Raw genomic sequence first — 19,339 nt, 5'->3', positions numbered from 1 at the left:
TTTTTTGGACATTTAAAAGATGAGGTAGACTATAAATCTTGTAAAACCATAAAAGAATTAAAGGCAAAAATAAATCATTACATGGTTTACTATAACAATTATCGATATCAATGGAATTTAAAAAAGATGACCCCTATTCAATATGAGGCCACTGAAAAAGTCCAATTTAAAGGCAGTTGATAGTTCATTTGATAGAACTTTCAACTGTCTTTTTACTGTATAATAAGATTATCAAGTGTTTAGGTGGTATCCAAGTGATCTCAAATCAGGAATCTTTCAACCTTAGTCCATATATGACTTTATACGATATTGTTGTACCAAAAGATAATATGCTTCGAAAAATTAATGAACTGGTAGATTTTACATTTATATTAGAAGAATTGAAAACAAAATACTGTCTGGAAAATGGACGCAATGCAATATCGCCAATTCGTATGTTCAAATACTTACTTCTTAAATCAATTTTTGATTTGTCAGATGTAGATGTTGTGGAACGGTCCAAATACGATATGTCATTTAAATATTTTCTCGAAATGTCACCAGAGGATTCAGTAATTAACCCAAGCTCATTAACGAAATTTCGTAAACTCCGTCTTAAAGATGTGGGTTTATTAGACATACTTATTGGCAAAACCGTTGAGATTGCTCTAGAAAAAGAAATCATTAAGTCTAATACCATTATCGTGGATGCAACACACACCAAAGCACGTTATAATCAAAAATCACCGAAAGAGTTTTTACAAGAGAAATCAAAAAATCTCCGAAAAGCAACTTATCAAGTAGATGAAACGATAAAGGAAAAGTTTCCACCAAAAACAACTACTAACGAAGTAAACGAGGAATTGGATTATTGTCGTCAAGTCATTACTGTTATTGAAACGGAACCACAAATTGCCGAAATTCCAGCTGTCAAAGAAAAATTGAATGTATTAAAAGAAGTCGTAGAAGATTATGCAGAACAACTAAGCTATTCAAATGATCCAGATGCACGTATTGGACATAAAACAGCTGATTCATCTTTCTTCGGATTTAAAACACATTTAGCTATGTGTGATGAGCGAATTATTACTGCTGCAGTTGTTACTACAGGCGAGAAAAGTGATGGGAAATACTTGAAAGATCTAGTTGAGAAAAGCAAAAAAGCAGGAATGACAATTGATAGAATCATTGGTGATACAGCGTATTCAGAGAAAGATAATATCCAGTATGCAAAAACAGAAGAATTTCAACTAGTATCCAAACTAAATCCCCTGATTACACAGGGTAGACGTGCTAAAGAGGACGAGTTTGAGTTTAATAAAGATGCAGGTATGTACGTTTGTCAAGCAGGTCACATGGCAATACGAAAAGCACGAACGGGAAAGAAAAATCAAGGGGAAAATCAAAAAGACACGTATTACTTTGACATTAAAAAATGTACGGTATGTCCGTTCCGGGAGGGCTGTTATAAAGAAGGGGCAAAAAGTAAAACCTATTCTGTTTCCATAAAATCCACTGAACACAAGGAACAAGAAGCATTTCAAAACAGTGAAGAGTTTAAGGAACATGCACGCTCTCGATATAAAATTGAGGCGAAAAATAGTGAATTAAAACATAGACACGGGTATGAAACGGCATCATCTGCGGGTCTATTTGGTATGGAAATTCAAGGAGCTACAGCAATATTTGCAGTTAACCTCAAGCGAATACTGAAACTTCTTAATGAAAAAAAATAAACTAGAAAAGGAAAAAGGCAATTTTCCGCCTAAAAAACCGGCGGAAAATTGCCTTTTTGTATTCATTTGAGATTACAGAAATAAAAAACCTAAGTTTTTCAGTGGCCTCATTCAATATAGGAATCACCTTCTAGTTGCTTAGTCTCTTTTTTTATTGTGTCCTTGACATGGGTGCCAGTTTAGTCATACACGTTCTTCCTTTTATTCTGTACATTGCTTCTTTTTTCCTAATTTATGGCGCATAAAGAAAGTGGCAATAGCAATGAGTAGAACAAACCCTAGACTGACAAAGAATCCTATGCGTATTTCTGTTTCTAATACAGTACCACTTACTGCTGCTATTATTAAAAGAATGCCAACCGAAGCTTTTATCTTATCCCACAATTTATTCTGTAATATCTTAAACGAGGATAGAAGAATGAACGTCCAGTTGTATAATAAAAGAATTCCTGCAGCTGTAGTAATATATTCAAAAAGCCTACCAGGTAGTAATAGTGCTGCAAGAACAGAAGCAAATAACCCAATACCTCCTAATATAAAGGATGGCAATGGTAGCTGGTTCCATTTCTTTAATTTTTTTTGAAAAATGGAAGGTGCATCTCCATCTTTCGCCATTGTAACTAGAAGATTTGTAACTCCAAACAGAGAAGCGGTCATAGTTGAAAATCCTGCAATGATAATTGCTCCATTAAAAACATGCGGAAAGAAAGCTAAAGGAAAATCACCTAATGCTGTTACAAAAGGACTTTCTTTTTCTGTAAAAGCATCCAATGGAACAAGAATCGTTGCAAGTCCTAAAGATAATACATATATAACTAACAATATAATTAGCATATTAGTTCCAGCTTTAGGAGCATCTTTTTTATCTTTCAGCTGCATGGCCATTAAGCCAATTACTTCTATTCCTCCATAAGCATAAAAAGCAAATAATAATGATACCCAGAACCCCTTAAACCCCTTAGGGAAAAAGTCATCCACTTTATTAGGTAAATTTATTGGGTGATTACCACCCTTAATCCAACCAAAAACGGCTGCACATGCTAATACAATGAACATGATAATAGCTGCCGTTTTAATGATAGCTAGATAATTTTCTACTTTATCAAAGCCTTTCGTACCTAGTAAAACAACAAATAGAGATAAAGCTGCATAAATACAGGCGAATATCCATAATGGAACATCTTTAAACCAAAATTGAGAAAGAATAGATAGAGCAGTTAATTGGCTTCCCATAATAAGAATATTAGAAAACCAGTAATTCCACCCACAACTAAAGCCTGCCCAAGGGCCAAATGCCTTATTAGCATAATAACAAAAAGAGCCTTCTTGTGGATCTGCTGCAGTCATTTTGGCTAATTGATTGAAAACAATGTATGTACCCAATGCTGCTAATACAAAGGCAAAAACAATAGAAAAACCAGTTTCTTTAATGCCTAAGCTAGATCCTAAAAAGTAGCCTGTTCCAATCGTACAGCCAACACCAATTAAGGAAAGCTGCCACCATTTTAAGTCACCTGACTGACCTGATTTTGATTCAGAAGTAGATTTTGCCATCAAGTACACCTCAAATATTCATGAAATTCATTCAAAAAACCTGAATGTAAACAAAAAGGATAGAAAGAACAATATACACACTTAGTATGTCTAAAAGGTAATAAAACTATTTACTTTCTACGAATTAGGATTGAAAGGATATATTATCCATTTAAGGAAAATGGTTCAATAGTACCAGTAAGAGAGTGATTTAATATTTTTGTATATCTGTAATAAAAAGGAGAAAAAAATGATTCGCTTTGATAATTATTTATTTGTTATATTGCTTAATGTTGTTCCTATTTTTATTTAGCACACCTTGTAACAGGCATCATTGCTTGTTATTTAATAGAATCCTTATTTGAAAAAGAAAAAAATAGAATAAAAGAGAAACAAACAGATAAGATAAAACTAATAGGTGAAATGGCTGCTTCTGTTGCACATGAGATACGAAATCCGCTAACTGTAGTAAAGGGAGATACTCAATTATTATTAGAGGGTGAGAAATCTACATCTAATCAAATTGATAAAATTACCATTATGTCTTCTAAATTATCTAGAGCTGAAAAAATATAAATGACTATTTGTCTTTGGCAACCATGAATTCTACATATAATGAAGTAATAGACATAATGGAATGTGTGAAACAAGCGGAAAAACTAATGATGCCTTATGCTAAAGAATGTCCAGCTATTAAACAAAGTAGCTACTTCCTATAAAGTGATGGCAGGGAAGGATGAAATGTTACAGGTTTTAATTAATCTCATTAAGAATGGAATGGAAGCAGTTGATAAACAAGGAGAAGTTTTTATTACTGCAGAAAAAAGGAAGGATTTTTGTGCTATTAAAGTGCATGATAATGGTAGAGGAATGTCAGAAGAGGAAGTAGAAAAGCTTGGATCGCCTTTTTATTCCACTAAAACGCAAGGTACAGGATTAGGCACAACAGTCTGCTTCCATATTATTCATCGATTAAATGGGGAGATAGAAATAGAAAGTAAACCAAATAAAGGAACTACTTTTTTCGTATATTTGCCTTTAAAAGTTTAAAGAAACTATCTTTTTAGTTAATAAAATAGGAAAATCAATGTTAATCCATAAATACTAATTGAATTAATGTGATAATAATCACTTTAATTTAAAAAAACTCTATTTTTTTACTAATCCTCATTTATTTTTAATTAAAAAGTGGTATTATATTAAAGGAGTTAAATGAGAAGAAGTAGTTCAACTATTTGTTAATATGGTATAGTCCATTTATTATTTTATGTAAAAAATAACTTCTTTGATTTGTAACTAAAGTTATTTCAATTATTGTATGCAAACTTTTGTGCAGTCAATCACAATAGTTTGTTAAAATTATTTAAGCAAATTTGCTTATAGTAAAGGAGAATTCGTTATGTCAGAAACTACTGCACAAACAAATGCTGAAAATCAACTGGCAAATTCAAATCAAGATCTATTAGATCAGTTGTTAAAGCCAGAGGTACAACAATCTTTGACAACTCTTATTGATCAACTTCCAAAATTAACTGAGTTGGTAAATACTTTAACGAAGTCTTATGATGTCGTTCAAGCATTATCTCAAGACGCAGTATTCAAAAGTGATATTGTTCATGCTACATCAGAAATGATGGAGCCAGTTGTTCATTCAGTTAAAGGATTAGCATCTGCAGCAATCGAAGCTAAAGACCGTGCTGATGAGAGCAACGAAACAATTGGGATTTTTGGATTAATGAGAATGATGAAAGATCCTCAAGCTCAAAAGCTTTTCCGCTTCTTACAAAGTTATCTTCAAATTATGTCAGAACGCGAAAACAACAAGTAATTTTTCCTGGAACTGTTTTCTTATTATCTTAAAGTTTTAAGGTAAAGAAGAAATAGTGACCAATACTTTAGATGGAATAAGGACGGAGGATATACTATGTCAAAACATATTGTTATTTTAGGTGCTGGATACGGCGGTCTTTTAGCAGCTTTAAATGTTCGTAAATTCTACAACAAAGAAGAAGCTAAAGTGACAGTGATTAATAAATATCCTACACACCAAATTATTACTGAATTACACCGTTTAGCAGCAGGAAATGTTTCTGAACAAGCAGTTGCTATGCCTTTAGAAAAATTATTCAAAGGAAAAGATATTGATCTTAAAATTGCTACAGTTGACACTTTCTCTGTAGATAATAAAGAAGTTGTCCTAAACGACGGTTCTAAATTATCTTATGATGCATTAGTTGTTGCATTAGGTAGTGTTACAGCATACTTCGGAATTCCTGGTCTTGAAGAGAATAGTATGGTTCTTAAATCAGCAGAAGATGCTAATAAGATTTATAACCATGTAGAAGCAAGAGTTCGTGAATATGCGAAAACAAGAAAAGAAGAAGATGCAACTATTCTAATCGGTGGAGGCGGTTTAACTGGTGTAGAACTAGTTGGTGAACTTGCTGACATCTTACCTGGAATGACAAGAAAATATGGTGTTGATTACAGAGACATTAAATTACTTCTTGTTGAAGCTGGTCCGAAGATTCTTCCAGTTCTTCCAGATGACTTAATTGAACGTGCTACAAAGAGCTTAGAAAACCGTGGAGTGAAATTCTTAACTGGATTAGCTGTTACAAATGTTGCAGGCAATGTAGTAGACTTAAAAGATGGTCAAAAAATTGTTACAAACACATTCGTTTGGACAGGTGGAGTACAAGGAAATCCTCTAGTTGGCGTTTCTGGTTTAGAAGTAAACCGTGGACGTGCTACAGTTAATGAATTCTTACAATCTACTTCACACCCTGAAGTGTTTGTTGCAGGAGACAGTGCTGTATACTTCCCTGATGGTCCAGAAGGTCGTCCAGCACCACCTACAGCTCAAATCGCATGGCAAATGGGTGAGTTAATTGGGTACAATCTATATGCGCATCTAGAAGGTAAATCATTAGATTCATTCGACCCAATCAACTCAGGTACACTTGCAAGTCTTGGTAGAAAAGACGGAGTTGCAATTGTTGGAGGAAGCTCTACACCATTAAGAGGCTTACCAGCTTCCCTAATGAAAGAAGCAAGTAATATTCGTTACTTATCACATATTAAAGGATTATTTAGCTTAGCTTATTAAGCGATAATTCAAAAGAGAAGCTGTCTAATATAGGCAGCTTCTTTTCTATGTGAATTTTGAAAACGTTATATCAACGATGTGCATTTCATTTATGTCTATATTAAGAAACAGGTAAATAAATCAAAGATATTCGAAGAGAAAGAGAGAAAGGAATCTGTTAATCCATCTAATTAGAGTTATACCTGTGAATTCGGCTATTTTTCGTCATTATTATCCTTTTCAAATCCTTTACTGACTTAGTTTATGGGAGTAATATCATTCTCAGATAGGAAACAACAATACATCGCTTAATCCGTTTGGAGCGGGGGACCCAAAATTACGTGTGTATAACACTAGGGGTGAATCCTTTTTAAAGGTAGGGCAACTCTAAGATGCCCGAATCCGACAGCTAACTCCGTAAGCGTTTTTAGAGGGGAAGAAAACTGGTGATTGTGTTCAACGACCACAGGGTATTCTCTGTGGTTTTTTGCTATGTTTAAATTTTTCTTCTTTAAGTAGAAAGCAAACAGGAAGCGGTATTTAATTGGAGGATGTAACATGAACAGATCAATGGTTAAAAGACTTATTATTGGTAAACCATTAAAATCTAGTGAACTAGGAGAGCAAAAATTAAACAAATTAAAAGCACTTGCTATACTCTCATCAGATGCACTTTCATCTGTAGCATATGGTACAGAGCAGATATTGATTGTGTTAACAGCAGTTGGATTTTTAGCATACTGGTACTCCATTCCTATTGCAATAGGAGTTCTAGTCTTATTACTAGCATTGATATTATCCTATCGACAAATTATTTATGCCTATCCACAGGGTGGCGGGGCTTATATAGTATCTAAAAAGAATCTAGGAGAGAAGGCAGGTCTTATTGCTGGTGGTTCTCTATTAGTAGATTATATATTAACCGTTGCTGTTAGTGTTTGTGCAGGTACGGATGCTATTACTTCTGCATTTCCAAGCCTTCATCCATACAATGTGTTAATAGCTATTATTCTAGTAGTATTTATAACTATCTTAAATTTAAGAGGGGTAACAGAGTCTGCCTCTATACTGGCTTATCCTGTTTATCTATTTGTTTTCGCTATTCTTATTCTTATAGCAACTGGAATATGGAGAGTAATGACTGGACAAGTGCCAGTTGATTTACATTCTTCTATAGGAACAGTGGTACCTGGAATTAGTATCTTTATCCTTTTAAAAGCATTCTCTTCTGGATGCTCTGCTTTAACAGGTGTAGAAGCAATTTCTAATGCTGTAACTAATTTTAAAGAGCCACCTGCAAAGAATGCTGTTCGTACATTAATGCTGATGGGAGTAATACTTGCTGTATTATTTTCTGGTATAACCTTTCTTGCTTACTGGTTTGGAATCACTCCAAAAGCTGAAGAGACGGTCATATCACAGCTTGCTACAGAAGTATTCGGCAAAAATGTGTTATATTATTTTATCCAAGTTACAACCGCACTTATTTTAGTGCTGGCAGCAAATACTGGTTATGCAGCATTTCCTTTACTAGCTGTTAATCTTGCGACAGATAAATATATGCCAAGAATATTCTCTGTAAGAGGTGATCGATTAGGATATTCAAATGGTATCGTCACTTTAGGTGCAGCTTCTATCTTATTAATTCTTCTTTTTAAAGGACATACAGAATTATTAATTCCGTTGTATGCGGTAGGTGTATTTATTCCTTTTACCTTATCACAGACAGGAATGAGTATAAAATGGATTAAAGAAAAGCCGATTGGCTGGAAAGGGAAATTAAGTATTAATCTTATAGGTGCAATCATTAGTTTTAGTGTTTTAATGATCTTGTTTTCAACTAAATTTCCAAAAGTTTGGCCAGTACTTGTGTTCCTTCCAATTATGGTGTTGATATTCCACAAAATTCATCATCATTATAGAAATGTAGCTGATCAATTAAGATTGGAGTATAAAGGAACTTCAGTCAAGTTAAAAGGAAATGTCGTAATATTGCCAGTTGCAGGAATTACAAAAGTTGTTGAAAATTCACTTGAATATGCAGAAATGGTAGGAAGTACAGTTATTGCTGTGTACGTGGCTTTTGATAGAGAAAGTGAAAAATTAATGGAGGAAAAATGGGGGAAGTTCAGACCAGATATTCGTTTAGTTACTTTGTATTCTCCTTACCGAAGTCTAATACGACCATTAAGAAGATTTATAAATGTTATAGAGGAAAAAGCGGCCGAGCAGGATTATCGTGTTACAGTCATCATTCCTCAATTTATCACAAAGAAAAACTGGCATAATATGTTGCATAATCAATCAAGTCTTTTATTAAAAGCACACTTATTATATAAGAGAAATATCATTGTAACTACTGTACCATATGGTTTGAAAATATAACATAAATATAAAAATATGGATAATTTCTTACTCCTTTCACAAACTATGATGAAGGAGCAAGGAATTATCCATTTTTTATTATGCCTTGTAATAGGAGTAAGCTAATGAGAAATTGTTTATTAATTTGTATAATCGGTATGTGCTTTGTCCTTTCAGGTTGTTGGGATCGTTCTGAATTAAATGAAAACTCGATTGTAACTGGTATTGCCATTGATAAGGGAGATAAACATAAATATAAAATTTCTATTGAGTCGACTGCTGCAACAGAATTAAACTACCGAACAGCCCAAGGATTAGCTCCTTCCTTCATCTACACATTTGAAGGAGATACTATAGGAGAGATAACACATAAGTTTAATATCGCTACATCCACTCATTATATTTTTTCACATACTAGAGTTTTAGTAATAGGAGAAACAATTGCAAAAGAAGGAATTTTAAGCTTTATGGACTTCTTTGATAGAGATAGAGAAATAAGAGATGATTTTAACATTGTTATTGCAAAAGAAGGGAATGCTGTTGATTTACTTAGAATAACAAATGACTACCAAAAAGTATCTTCCTTGAAAATTTTTCCTCAATTGGACAATATGTTGAAAGATTGGGGAGGCACACCTGTCATGAAATTGAATGATTACATAAGAAGCTATGCATCTAAGGGGCAGGTTCCCGTCTTGGCCGCTATGACTATAGAAGGGTCAAAAGAAAAAGGTGCGAATATAGAGAATATCACAAAGTCAGTACCAGATGCAGTAGGAAAAATAGATTCGTTAGCCGTTTTTAAAGGTGGAAAATTGCAAGGTTATTTATCCTTGGAAGAAACTAGATTGCTGCTGTGGGTACAAAATAAATTAGAACAAACTAGTTTAACTATTCCCTTTGAGGGAGAAGAAAATAAATATTTTGGAATTAGAGTGCTTCGTTCGAAAACAAAGATAAAAGCAAAGGAAGTAGAGGGAATCCCTCAATTTGATATATATATTGATGCAGAGTCAGTCTTAGATGGATCGGATCAAAAAGTTGAATTAAAAAAAGTACATGCATTTAATGACTTTGAGAAAGAAGCAAACAACTATCTGAAGAAGGAATTTGCAACGTTATTTAAGAAAATGCAAACAGATTATGAAGCAGATATTTTTGGTCTTGGAGAAAAGTTAAGAGATCAGGATTATAAGAACTTCAAAAAATACAAAGAGGATTGGACAGTGGGATATAAGAAAGCAAAAATAAATATGCATTTGAATACTGATATTAAGCGAAGTGGCTTTAGAAATGATAGCAATCATTAACATTTTGATTTTTTCCTAGTAAGATATTTAAAAAAAGTAGGAATATCTGTATGATTGGGAGAGGAAGTTAGATAAATAAGGGAGTGGAGAAAAAATGGGTGTCTCAGAATTAATTAAAAGTAGAAGAACCATAAAAAAATTTAAAACAGATGAAATAGATCAGGAAACATTGAAAGGTTGGCTAGAAGTTTCTACATATGCTCCAAATCATAAAATGACAGAGCCTTGGAAAGTGGTTTTTATTGGAGAGGAAACTAGGAAACAATTAAATCACAAAACAAATTTTGGTAACGCACCAACACTTATTGCGATTCTTTCTCATAAAGGAAGAAATACAGTAGAAAGAGAAGAGAATTACGCAACAGTTTCTTGTTTTATTCAGAATTTTATGTTGCTTGCATGGGAATCGGAAGTAGGAACATTCTGGTCTTCCATTGGTACGTCAAATGCTAATAAAAATGTATTGAAAGTAAGTGAAGATTTTGACTTAGTTGGTGTTATTGCTGTAGGATACCCAGAAGAAATTACAGATATAAAAGAACGTTCTTCCATAGAAGAAAAAATAACCTATTTACCTTAATAGATTCCCTTACAAAAGATTGATTTAGATAGGAACCCTACTAGAATTCTATTGCGATATGTACAATAAGTTATATATAATACGGTAAGAATATATCGCAAATGTCATAAATTATTCGTAATAGATGACTAGGAGGCATGCATATGAAAAAAATACTGTTATTAGCAACAGGTGGAACAATAGCTTCTGTAGAAGGCAAGGAAGGATTAGTTCCAGGGCTATCTGCAGAAGAGCTTCTTCAACATTTTGAGAATGATCCTTCTGAGGTAGAGGTAACCTGCCATATTATCATGAATAGAGACAGTACCAATATGCAGCCTGAACATTGGGTAAAAATGGCTGAATCTATCGCAAAAAACTATCACGAATATGATGGATTTGTCATCACACATGGTACAGATACGATGGCTTATACATCTGCGGCACTATCCTACATGCTACAAGATCTAAGTAAGCCAGTAGTAATAACCGGTTCACAAGTGCCTATTAGTTTTAAACATACAGATGCTAAGAAAAATGTTAAAGACAGTATCCGTTTTGCTAAAGAAGATATTGGTGGAGTTTTTGTTGTATTTGATGGGAGAGTTATTATTGGCACAAGAGCAGTCAAGATGAGAACAAAGAGCCATGATGCTTTTCAAAGTATTAATCACCCTTATGTGGCTTCAATTGAAGGAGATTCAGTTTCTTATTTTTGGAAACCAGCAATGGCTAAAAGGGAGTTAAAGCTAGATACGAAGGTATGTCCAGAAGTTTTTTTACTAAAGTTACATCCAGGAACAAAACCAGAGATTTTTGATTTTATTAAAAACACCTATAAAGGAGTTATTATTGAAAGCTTTGGTAATGGTGGCTTACCCTTTGAAGAAAGAAACCTATTGCCTAAAATAGAAGAGCTTGTTCAAGCTGGAATAGCAGTTGTCATTTCTACTCAATGTTTAGAAGAAGGGCAGGATTTATACCTTTATGAAGTTGGTAGAAAGGTTGCACAATATAACATTATCTTGTCAGCAGATATGAACACAGAAGCAATTGTTGCAAAATTAATGTGGGTATTAGGAACAGAATCATCTCTAGATCAAATTAAATATCGTTTGGAGCAACCAATTGCTTATGATTTATCATTAGCTTGGGAACATAAATAGAGAATATTAATAAAAAACCGAAAATGGTCATAAATGACTATTTTCGGTTTTTTTGTGTTTAAAAATATAATAAGTTGGGTATTTATACCCTTCGTATATCCTCTAAAATATATAATTCCCTTTTAAAAAAGGAATAAACCTATGAAAGTATGGACAAATCTTTGATATGTTTTTTATGTGATGATAGATAGTTTTAATAGATTTAATGAAAATGTGACTATAGTATCATATACTAGTAGAATGATTGATAATAATATAGGTATTATAGAATATTAATTTTAGTGATTATTATAAATAGGTAAAAAGAAATAGGTTTAAAGTTTAATAGATGATAAATCGTGTTAAATGGTCTGGGAGGTATGTAGTAGTGAAAAAGGTTATAGTACCAGGGATTTTCTTATCTGCATTAGCTGCTCCGCTTTTTATAGAAGAGGTGCAAGCTTCTACTAACAATGTTAAATTTGTTCAGGTTGAAGAAGGTTCTGTATTAAATATGAGAAGTGGACCATCTGCTAATTCAGATGTTCTGTCTACCTTAAAAAAGGGACAAGAAGTAATGGTTATTTCAGAAGAGAATGGTTGGTCTAAGATAGCGGTAAATGGTAAAGAGGGGTACGTGTCCTCTTCATTTCTTAAATCCAATGAAACTAGTGTGGTAAAATACGTTTCTATTGATTCCTCTTCTACTTTAAATGTTAGAAGTACACCATCAACTCAATCAAATGTTCTAACTAAAATTAAAAATAATACAGCGGTTGATGTATATTCAGAGGAAAATGGCTGGTCCAAAATAAAGGTAAATGGAATAGAAGGTTATGTAGCATCGAAATACATACAAGCAACTGAAAATACTGCTTCTGATGAAAATGTTACACCAGACAACACACCTGTAGTAACAGAGCAAAAACAACAAGAGTCGGTAACAAAATATGTAAATGTTAGCAGTGGTTCTAGCCTAAATTTACGTACTAAACCTTCCGCTACCTCATCAGTCATCGTAAAATTGGCTAAAGATGTACCTGTTACTGTATATTCGGAATCAAATGGGTGGGCGAAAATTAATGTATATGGAAAAGATGGATATGTTTCCACACAATATTTATCTAGTACTAAAATAAGTGATACTCCTAAGGAAGATAATTCCACACAACAACAAGAGATAAAGCTTGTAAATGTGGAAAAAAACTCATCGCTCAATATGAGAAAAGCTGCTTCGAAAAGTAGTACCATTTTAACAAAGCTATCAGCAGGGACAAAAGTAACAGTACTTTCAGAGTCAAATGGTTGGGCAAAAATAAAAGTGAATAACGTAGAAGGATATGTAAGTAGTGAATACTTAACAACACAAGATACTTCTACTAATCAACCTGAGATAGAAGAACCGGTAAAAGAGACAGAAGAAACGCCACAAGCTATAGAGAAAGTGGTGAATGTATTAGCAGGATCGAGCTTAAATGTTCGTTCTACCCCATCAACAAGTGGGAAGGTACTAACGAAGCTTTCGAAGGATACGGTTGTAACAGTCATGTCCGAATCAAATGGTTGGTCGAAAGTAAAAGTGAATAATATAGAAGGATACGTAAGTAGTGAATTCTTAGCTACCCAAGATACTTCTTCTAATCAACCTGGGACAGAAGAGCCAGAGAAAGAAACACCAGAAACACCACAGACCATAGAGAAAGTGGTAAATGTATTAGCAGGATCGAGCTTAAATGTTCGCTCTACTCCATCGACAAGTGGAAAAATACTTACGAAACTTTCAAAAGATACGGTAGTAACAGTAGTGTCAGAAGCAAATGGTTGGTCAAAAGTGAAAGTGAATAATATAGAAGGATATGTAAGTAGTGAATACTTAGCTACCCAAGATACTTCTTCTAATCAACCTGATACAGAAGAGCCAGAAGAAGAAACACCACAAACTACAGAAAAAGTGGTAAATGTATCAGCAGGATCGAGCTTAAATGTTCGCTCTACCCCATCTACAAGCGGACAAGTACTAACGAAGCTTTCAGCGGGAACGGTTGTGACAGTTGAGTCTGAGTCTAATGGTTGGTCGAAAATAAAGGTGAATAACATAGAAGGATATGTAAGTTCTGAGTATTTAATGGAAAAAGGGAATAGTGATTCTTCAAATGCTACTATAGAAAAAAACTATACGAATTATGATTTAACTTTAGAAGAAATGACAACTATTCAATTAAATGCTGATCCGCAAACAGATAAAAAATATGATACATATATTAGAGAAGATGCAGTAGCCTTTAAAAGCTCCGATCCAACAAAGGGAACAGTCTTAGGAAGTGGCTGGAGATTAAGAGGAGGAGCTGGAACAGAATATTCTGTTGTTAGTACGGTAAGTAGCGGTAAAGTATTGACTATTACATCTAAAATTAAGGGATCTGATGGATATTACTGGTATAAAGTAGGCTCAAGTCAAGGATGGGTGACTGCTAGTAAGGAAGATACATCCTACTATATAAACCCTGATAATTTTATTAATGATTCAGTTTCATCTCTTCAATTTCTAAATTTATCTAAAAAAGCAAATGTCAATGATGCAGAAGTTAATAGCAAAATTTTAGCAGGTAAAGGTATACTTGCAGGTAAGGCATCTTCTTTTATTACTGCTGCCAATGCATATAACGTGAATGAAATGTATCTAATTTCTCATGCATTATTGGAGACTGGTAATGGAACTTCTACACTAGCTAATGGTGTAATGGTGAATGGCAGAATGGTTTATAATATGTATGGTATTGGAGCTTATGATGGATCTGCAGTGTCAAGTGGAGCACAATATGCTTACAATGCAGGCTGGTTCTCGCCAGAAGCTGCTATTATTGGAGGAGCAAGATTCATTGCTGAGGGCTATATCAAGTCTGGTCAAAATACATTATATAAGATGAGATGGAATCCTAGTGCAGCAGATAAGACAGGGGTTGCTACACATCAATATGCTACAGACATAGCTTGGGCAACGAAGCAAGTGAATCAAATCTCCAATTTATATAGTTTATTAAGTTCTTATACATTAGTATATGATATTCCTATTTACAAAAAATAAGGACTGATTTCGACAGTTTCATGGCGAATTTGACAATTTTCGCCATGAAACGAAAAATAAAAATCTTTATAAGGATAGCTTGAATTTATTTAATTTTCGATGGAGAAAGAAGTGCTGTTTTGATTGAGTAACTGGAAACTCCATTGTCGAATTGTATTCTTGTTTAGATAAATGATTTGCAATTTTTCTAAAAAGTAACCCAGATTGTAAATTTGGATTTAGCGCAATAGGAATTCCTTTATTGTTGGCAGCAATGATGTTCGGATCTGGAGGAATATACCCTAGATAATCAATATGTAATTGATTAATAATGTTATCTATTTCAACTTTACTTGGATTAATAAAATTAACAATAAACGATAGACGATTCATCTTTTGTTTTTCTAGTAATCCGATTACTCTATCTGCATCCTGTAATGCGGTTTTGTCAGGTGTAGTAACAATAATAGCTTCATTAGCTGTATGAACTGCATTGAAGAAACCGCCCTCAATTCCAGCAGGTGAATCTATTAATATAAAATCATATAAAGGTTTTATTTCTTGTATCATGTTTACAAATAAGTCTTGATCTAGCTCGGAAATTAGCTTTGTTTTACTACCTGGTATTAAATGCAAGTTTTTCAACGTACGATGGCTGACAATAACATGATTCAAAGAACATATTCCATTTAAATAATCTGATATATCCAGAATAAGGCGATTCGTTAAACCAAGTGGTACATCTAAATTTCGCAAACCAAAGTCTGCATCAATCAAACATACTTTATAGCCACTAACTGCAAGAGAAATCCCTAAATTAGTAGTAGCAGTGGTTTTTCCAACTCCTCCCTTTCCGGAAGTAATGGTAATAATTCTACTCATTTTCCTTAATCCCCCTAAGGCTATTTGAATAAAAGCGGATGATGAAAATACATCTGTTACAAAAAGAGTTGATTTAACCATCTCTTTTTTTTATGCCTAAATAGTTGTTATGTACTTTCTTTTTTTGCTCTATTGAAGTCTAAGCATTGATTTAAGCGTGCATTTAGTTTTCTTTTCTTACTTTTTAATACTCTTTTCCTTAAAAAGAATTGCGTGCAGATCCACAGTAATGCAAGAAAAGTAATGATTACTACTATGATCACAAGTACCAACTCCTTATCTACTTCTATGTTCACTCAAGAAGAAGGAAGAAACAAAATATGACAAATTACCCAATACTATTTTATTTATGAATATTTACTAAGTTGGATTAATTTTTTATCATAGTAAAGTCTATGTCTATTTTCCTATATTAACACAATAATATCGTATTTAACTTAAAAATATCTTAAAAATAGAGATTTAAGATGCTGTAAATACGAGGGATTATTAGATTGTCTTCCTTTTTTCACTTAAGAAAATGATATAATGCTACATTTACCTATATTTCTATTGCATTTTCCTAATCAAACGCTAATATTTATTACAGACTCATTTTATTATACTTATGTAGGGAGAACCATATGAAGAAATTACTATCTATCCTAACGGTTTCTGTTTTTTTCATAGGAATGTATCTCTTTATTTATTTGATCTTTATAGGGCAGAAGGAAGATGGACCTAGTGCTCTAAATGGAAAGATAGATATAGAAATGAATGATATAAAATATGGAGAGATTCCACTAGTTGGAGAGTGGCAATTTATAAAAAATGAATTATATACTCCCGTACAGTTTCAGTCAAGTAATCATTTAGACTCCATTTATACAAATGTTTGGGGCAATTGGAAGAACTTAATGGATTCCAAAAGTGGATACGGGAGTGGAACTTATAGGTTAATTATTAATATGAATGATCAAGAATTGCTACCTGTTTATGGACTGAAAACTACTTCTATCCAAATGGCACATAAAATGTACTTAAATGGAAAACTCATTGCACAGGTAGGAAATCCAAGTAAGAATTCAGACTACATACCAGGTAATAGACCATATACTGTGTTTTTTCCTCTTCAAAAAGGAGAAAATGAATTGGTGATTGAGGTAGCAAACTATATATACCCTCCTAGTGGTGGGTTGAATTTTCCTATCTATTTTGGGATGCCAGATGATATTACGGCTTTAAAGGACAATAAAATTGCACAGGATTGGATACTAGTAGCTATATTTATTTTTATGAGTTTATACTTTTTTGGAGTGTTTTTTCAATGGAGAAGAAATAGATACTTGCTATTTTTCTCAGGAATCTGTTTAGGAATAGGTCTTTATATTTTTTCGCATGGAGAAAAAGTTATCTATTTTGTCCTACCTCATCTATCTTATGCTTCACTTTTGAGGATACAGTATTTCTCTTTATCCATTACCATTATCACACTTTTTGCTTATTTGTTAACAGCACATAAAAAGTATGCTTCACCCAAATTGATTATTCCACTTATTACAACATGTATCATTATGTTAATTTATGATTTGGTATTTATAGAGACTGTACCGAACTTTATATTAATACTTCATACGATTATGGGGATTATTGCTATTGTTTATGCAGCATATATTTTTCAATTGGCATACTTCCATAAAGATAAGGAAGGGTTATTCTTACTGCTCGCAATTTATTCTATTTCGTTTTATGTATTAGCAACAAATATGAATGCCTACACCAACAACTATATTGATAATTGGCTTTTATTAACACCATTTGGAACATTACTTATGTTTTCACTATTACTATCTATGCGTTTTGCTGATTCTTTTAAAGAGAATGAGGAATTGTCATTAGAATTAATAAGAATGAACCGTGTTAAGGACGAATTTTTTGAAAGAACAACACATGAATTCTTAACACCGATTAGTGGGTTGCATCATATTTCTGAATCCATGTTAAAGAATATCAGTCATGAAGACCATTCTGAATGGAGAAAAAACGTAGAATTAATTAACTCATTGAGTATTCGAATGAGTGTATTAGTAAGAGATATTAAGGATTTTGTCAATCTAAAACAAGGTTTAATTAAAGTCGAAAAAACAACAGTAGATTCATACTCGGTTATTGAAATCGAAAAAGCCATTTTTGAAATTATGGCTGAACAAAAAAATATTCGATTGATTAATAACATTCCACGAGATTTCCCGTACATTACTGCTGATGTGAACAGGTTTAGACAAATTATTAGTAATTTACTTGATAATGCACTTAAATATAGTTATTCAGGAGAAGTGGTATTAAGTAGTAAATGGGAAAATGATCGAATCTTTTTTTATATAGCCGATAATGGTATAGGTATTCCAGAAGAAAAATTACTAGATATTCAATTAATGTTTGAAAACCAAGAGAGTGATGATATACAGGGGCTAGGATTAAGAATTGTTAAGCAATTGTTAGATTTGCAGGATGGGAAAATTCAAATAAAAAGTGAAGAAGGAAAAGGAACCATTGTTCAAATCTCATTTCCTATCGCTAATCATGCTCAACATGTTAAATATGAACGTTCGACTACAAAAAAAGAGTTGATTGTTAATCCATTTAATATGGAGTTTCCCTATTATACAAAAGGTGAATTTGATTATACCATTCTAATGGTAGATGATGATATTTCTAGTTTGAAAATAATGATAGATATTATTGAATCCATTCCAGCTAAAGTAATTGCGGTTAATGACGGGAAAGAAGCTTTATTATTACTAAAAAAACATCCTAAAGTAGATTTAGTTATCTCTGACTTAGTAATGCCTAATGTTTCAGGTTTTGAGCTAAGCAAGCAAATTAGAGAAACGCATAGTCTTGTTGATTTACCATTATTAATGGTTATAGATTCATCTTATCAAGCAGATCGTATGAATATTTTACATATGGGTGCGAATGACTCTATTACTAAACCTTTTCATTCAGCAGAGTTTGAAGCACGTGTAAAAAATCTACTTATGATGAGAGAAGCTGTTAATCAATCTATTAAAATGGAAGTGGCATTTTTACAGTCTCAAATTAAACCACATTTTTTATTTAATGTATTAAATACCATAATTGCCTTAAGTTACACAGATGTAGAGAAATCCCGAGAAGTGACAGAGAATTTTGCTGATTATTTAAGAAGTAGCTTTGATTTTCATAATACGAATACGCTTATTCCCTTTAATAAAGAATTACAATTGGTACAGTCGTATGTAGAAATCGAAAAGGTGAGATTTTATAACCGATTTAAGATGACATATGATATTCAGGTTAAAGGTAGCTTTATGGTACCGCCTTTAATTATTCAACCAATAATTGAAAATGCCATTAGACATGGTATCGGTAAAAAAGTAGAAGGGGGAGAAGTGAAATTAACTGTAGTAAAAATAGAAGAGAAAATTTTAATAAGCATTCAAGATAATGGCATTGGTCTATCTAAAGAAATGCTAGAAAGTTTAAAAACGAATAAAAAAGAAGAAGGACATGTTGGGTTGAAGAATATCAATCAGCGATTAAAATACTATTACGGATCAGAATTAGTCATAAGAAGTGAAGTAAATAAAGGAACGACAGTTGAAATGACGATATATTAAGTTTTAGTTAAAGAATAACCTCTAAAAAGGAGTGGTGA

The 19,339-nt window shown here is 32.9% G+C and carries 14 protein-coding genes and 1 riboswitch; of the genes, 12 read left to right on the top strand and 2 right to left on the bottom strand.

What is annotated here, in order from left to right:
• Positions 1-180: IS3 family transposase (locus F9279_RS11285; RefSeq protein ID WP_152113031.1), on the top strand; the 180-nt coding region annotated here is incomplete at its 5' end.
• A 74-nt stretch (positions 181-254) separates the two neighbouring features.
• Complete coding sequence (locus F9279_RS11280; protein ID WP_152113029.1) at positions 255-1,715, top strand: IS1182 family transposase; 1,461 nt, start codon at positions 255-257, stop codon at positions 1,713-1,715.
• 201 nt (positions 1,716-1,916) lie between these two features.
• Here the strand turns inward: F9279_RS11280 and F9279_RS11275 are convergent, their stop codons facing one another.
• Positions 1,917-3,269: an amino acid permease gene (locus F9279_RS11275; protein ID WP_152113027.1), complete on the bottom strand. Its 1,353-nt coding sequence runs from the start codon at positions 3,267-3,269 to the stop codon at positions 1,917-1,919.
• Between the two features lie 402 nt (positions 3,270-3,671).
• On the opposite strand from F9279_RS11275, the gene F9279_RS25960 reads away from it, so the two are divergent.
• From F9279_RS25960 to F9279_RS11230, 9 genes are all read left to right on the top strand, one after another.
• Positions 3,672-3,824 carry a histidine kinase dimerization/phospho-acceptor domain-containing protein gene (locus F9279_RS25960; protein ID WP_152113026.1) on the top strand — a complete coding sequence of 51 codons (153 nt, stop codon included), beginning with the start codon at positions 3,672-3,674 and terminating at the stop codon, positions 3,822-3,824.
• 96 nt (positions 3,825-3,920) lie between these two features.
• Complete coding sequence (locus F9279_RS11265) at positions 3,921-4,298, top strand: ATP-binding protein (protein ID WP_152113024.1); 378 nt, start codon at positions 3,921-3,923, stop codon at positions 4,296-4,298.
• A gap of 349 nt (positions 4,299-4,647) precedes the next feature.
• On the top strand, positions 4,648-5,076 hold the full coding sequence (locus F9279_RS11260) for a DUF1641 domain-containing protein (protein WP_152113022.1): 429 nt from the start codon (positions 4,648-4,650) through the stop codon (positions 5,074-5,076).
• A gap of 96 nt (positions 5,077-5,172) precedes the next feature.
• On the top strand, positions 5,173-6,357 hold the full coding sequence (locus tag F9279_RS11255) for an NAD(P)/FAD-dependent oxidoreductase (protein WP_152113020.1): 1,185 nt from the start codon (positions 5,173-5,175) through the stop codon (positions 6,355-6,357).
• Between the two features lie 274 nt (positions 6,358-6,631).
• Positions 6,632-6,776: riboswitch (cyclic di-AMP (ydaO/yuaA leader) on the top strand.
• A 118-nt stretch (positions 6,777-6,894) separates the two neighbouring features.
• On the top strand, positions 6,895-8,721 hold the full coding sequence (locus F9279_RS11250; RefSeq protein ID WP_152113018.1) for an APC family permease: 1,827 nt from the start codon (positions 6,895-6,897) through the stop codon (positions 8,719-8,721).
• A gap of 104 nt (positions 8,722-8,825) precedes the next feature.
• On the top strand, positions 8,826-10,010 hold the full coding sequence (locus tag F9279_RS11245; protein ID WP_193224542.1) for a Ger(x)C family spore germination protein: 1,185 nt from the start codon (positions 8,826-8,828) through the stop codon (positions 10,008-10,010).
• 94 nt (positions 10,011-10,104) lie between these two features.
• A complete protein-coding gene (locus F9279_RS11240; RefSeq protein WP_152113014.1) occupies positions 10,105-10,590 on the top strand; it encodes a nitroreductase in 486 nt (161 codons plus the stop codon).
• Positions 10,591-10,733: 143 nt separating this feature from the next.
• Complete coding sequence (locus F9279_RS11235; protein WP_152113012.1) at positions 10,734-11,735, top strand: asparaginase; 1,002 nt, start codon at positions 10,734-10,736, stop codon at positions 11,733-11,735.
• A 367-nt stretch (positions 11,736-12,102) separates the two neighbouring features.
• On the top strand, positions 12,103-14,799 hold the full coding sequence (locus F9279_RS11230) for an SH3 domain-containing protein (RefSeq protein WP_193224541.1): 2,697 nt from the start codon (positions 12,103-12,105) through the stop codon (positions 14,797-14,799).
• A 66-nt stretch (positions 14,800-14,865) separates the two neighbouring features.
• On the opposite strand, the gene minD is transcribed toward F9279_RS11230, so the two are convergent.
• Positions 14,866-15,660 (bottom strand): septum site-determining protein MinD, encoded by a 795-nt coding sequence (gene minD, locus F9279_RS11225; protein ID WP_193224540.1) that lies wholly within the window; start codon positions 15,658-15,660, stop codon positions 14,866-14,868.
• Between the two features lie 623 nt (positions 15,661-16,283).
• Between minD and F9279_RS11220 the strand changes: the two genes are divergently transcribed.
• Entirely contained in the window at positions 16,284-19,301 is a 3,018-nt protein-coding gene (locus tag F9279_RS11220) for an ATP-binding protein (protein WP_152113006.1), read from the top strand.
• The last annotated feature ends 38 nt before the right edge of the window (positions 19,302-19,339 follow it).

Origin of the sequence: Bacillus sp. B1-b2 (assembly GCF_009183415.1) — a bacterium.
Classification (GTDB): Bacteria; Bacillota; Bacilli; order Bacillales; family Cytobacillaceae; genus Niallia.
The sequence above is the reverse complement of the archived record's forward strand: the minus strand, read 5'-3'. Positions and strand labels throughout refer to the sequence as shown.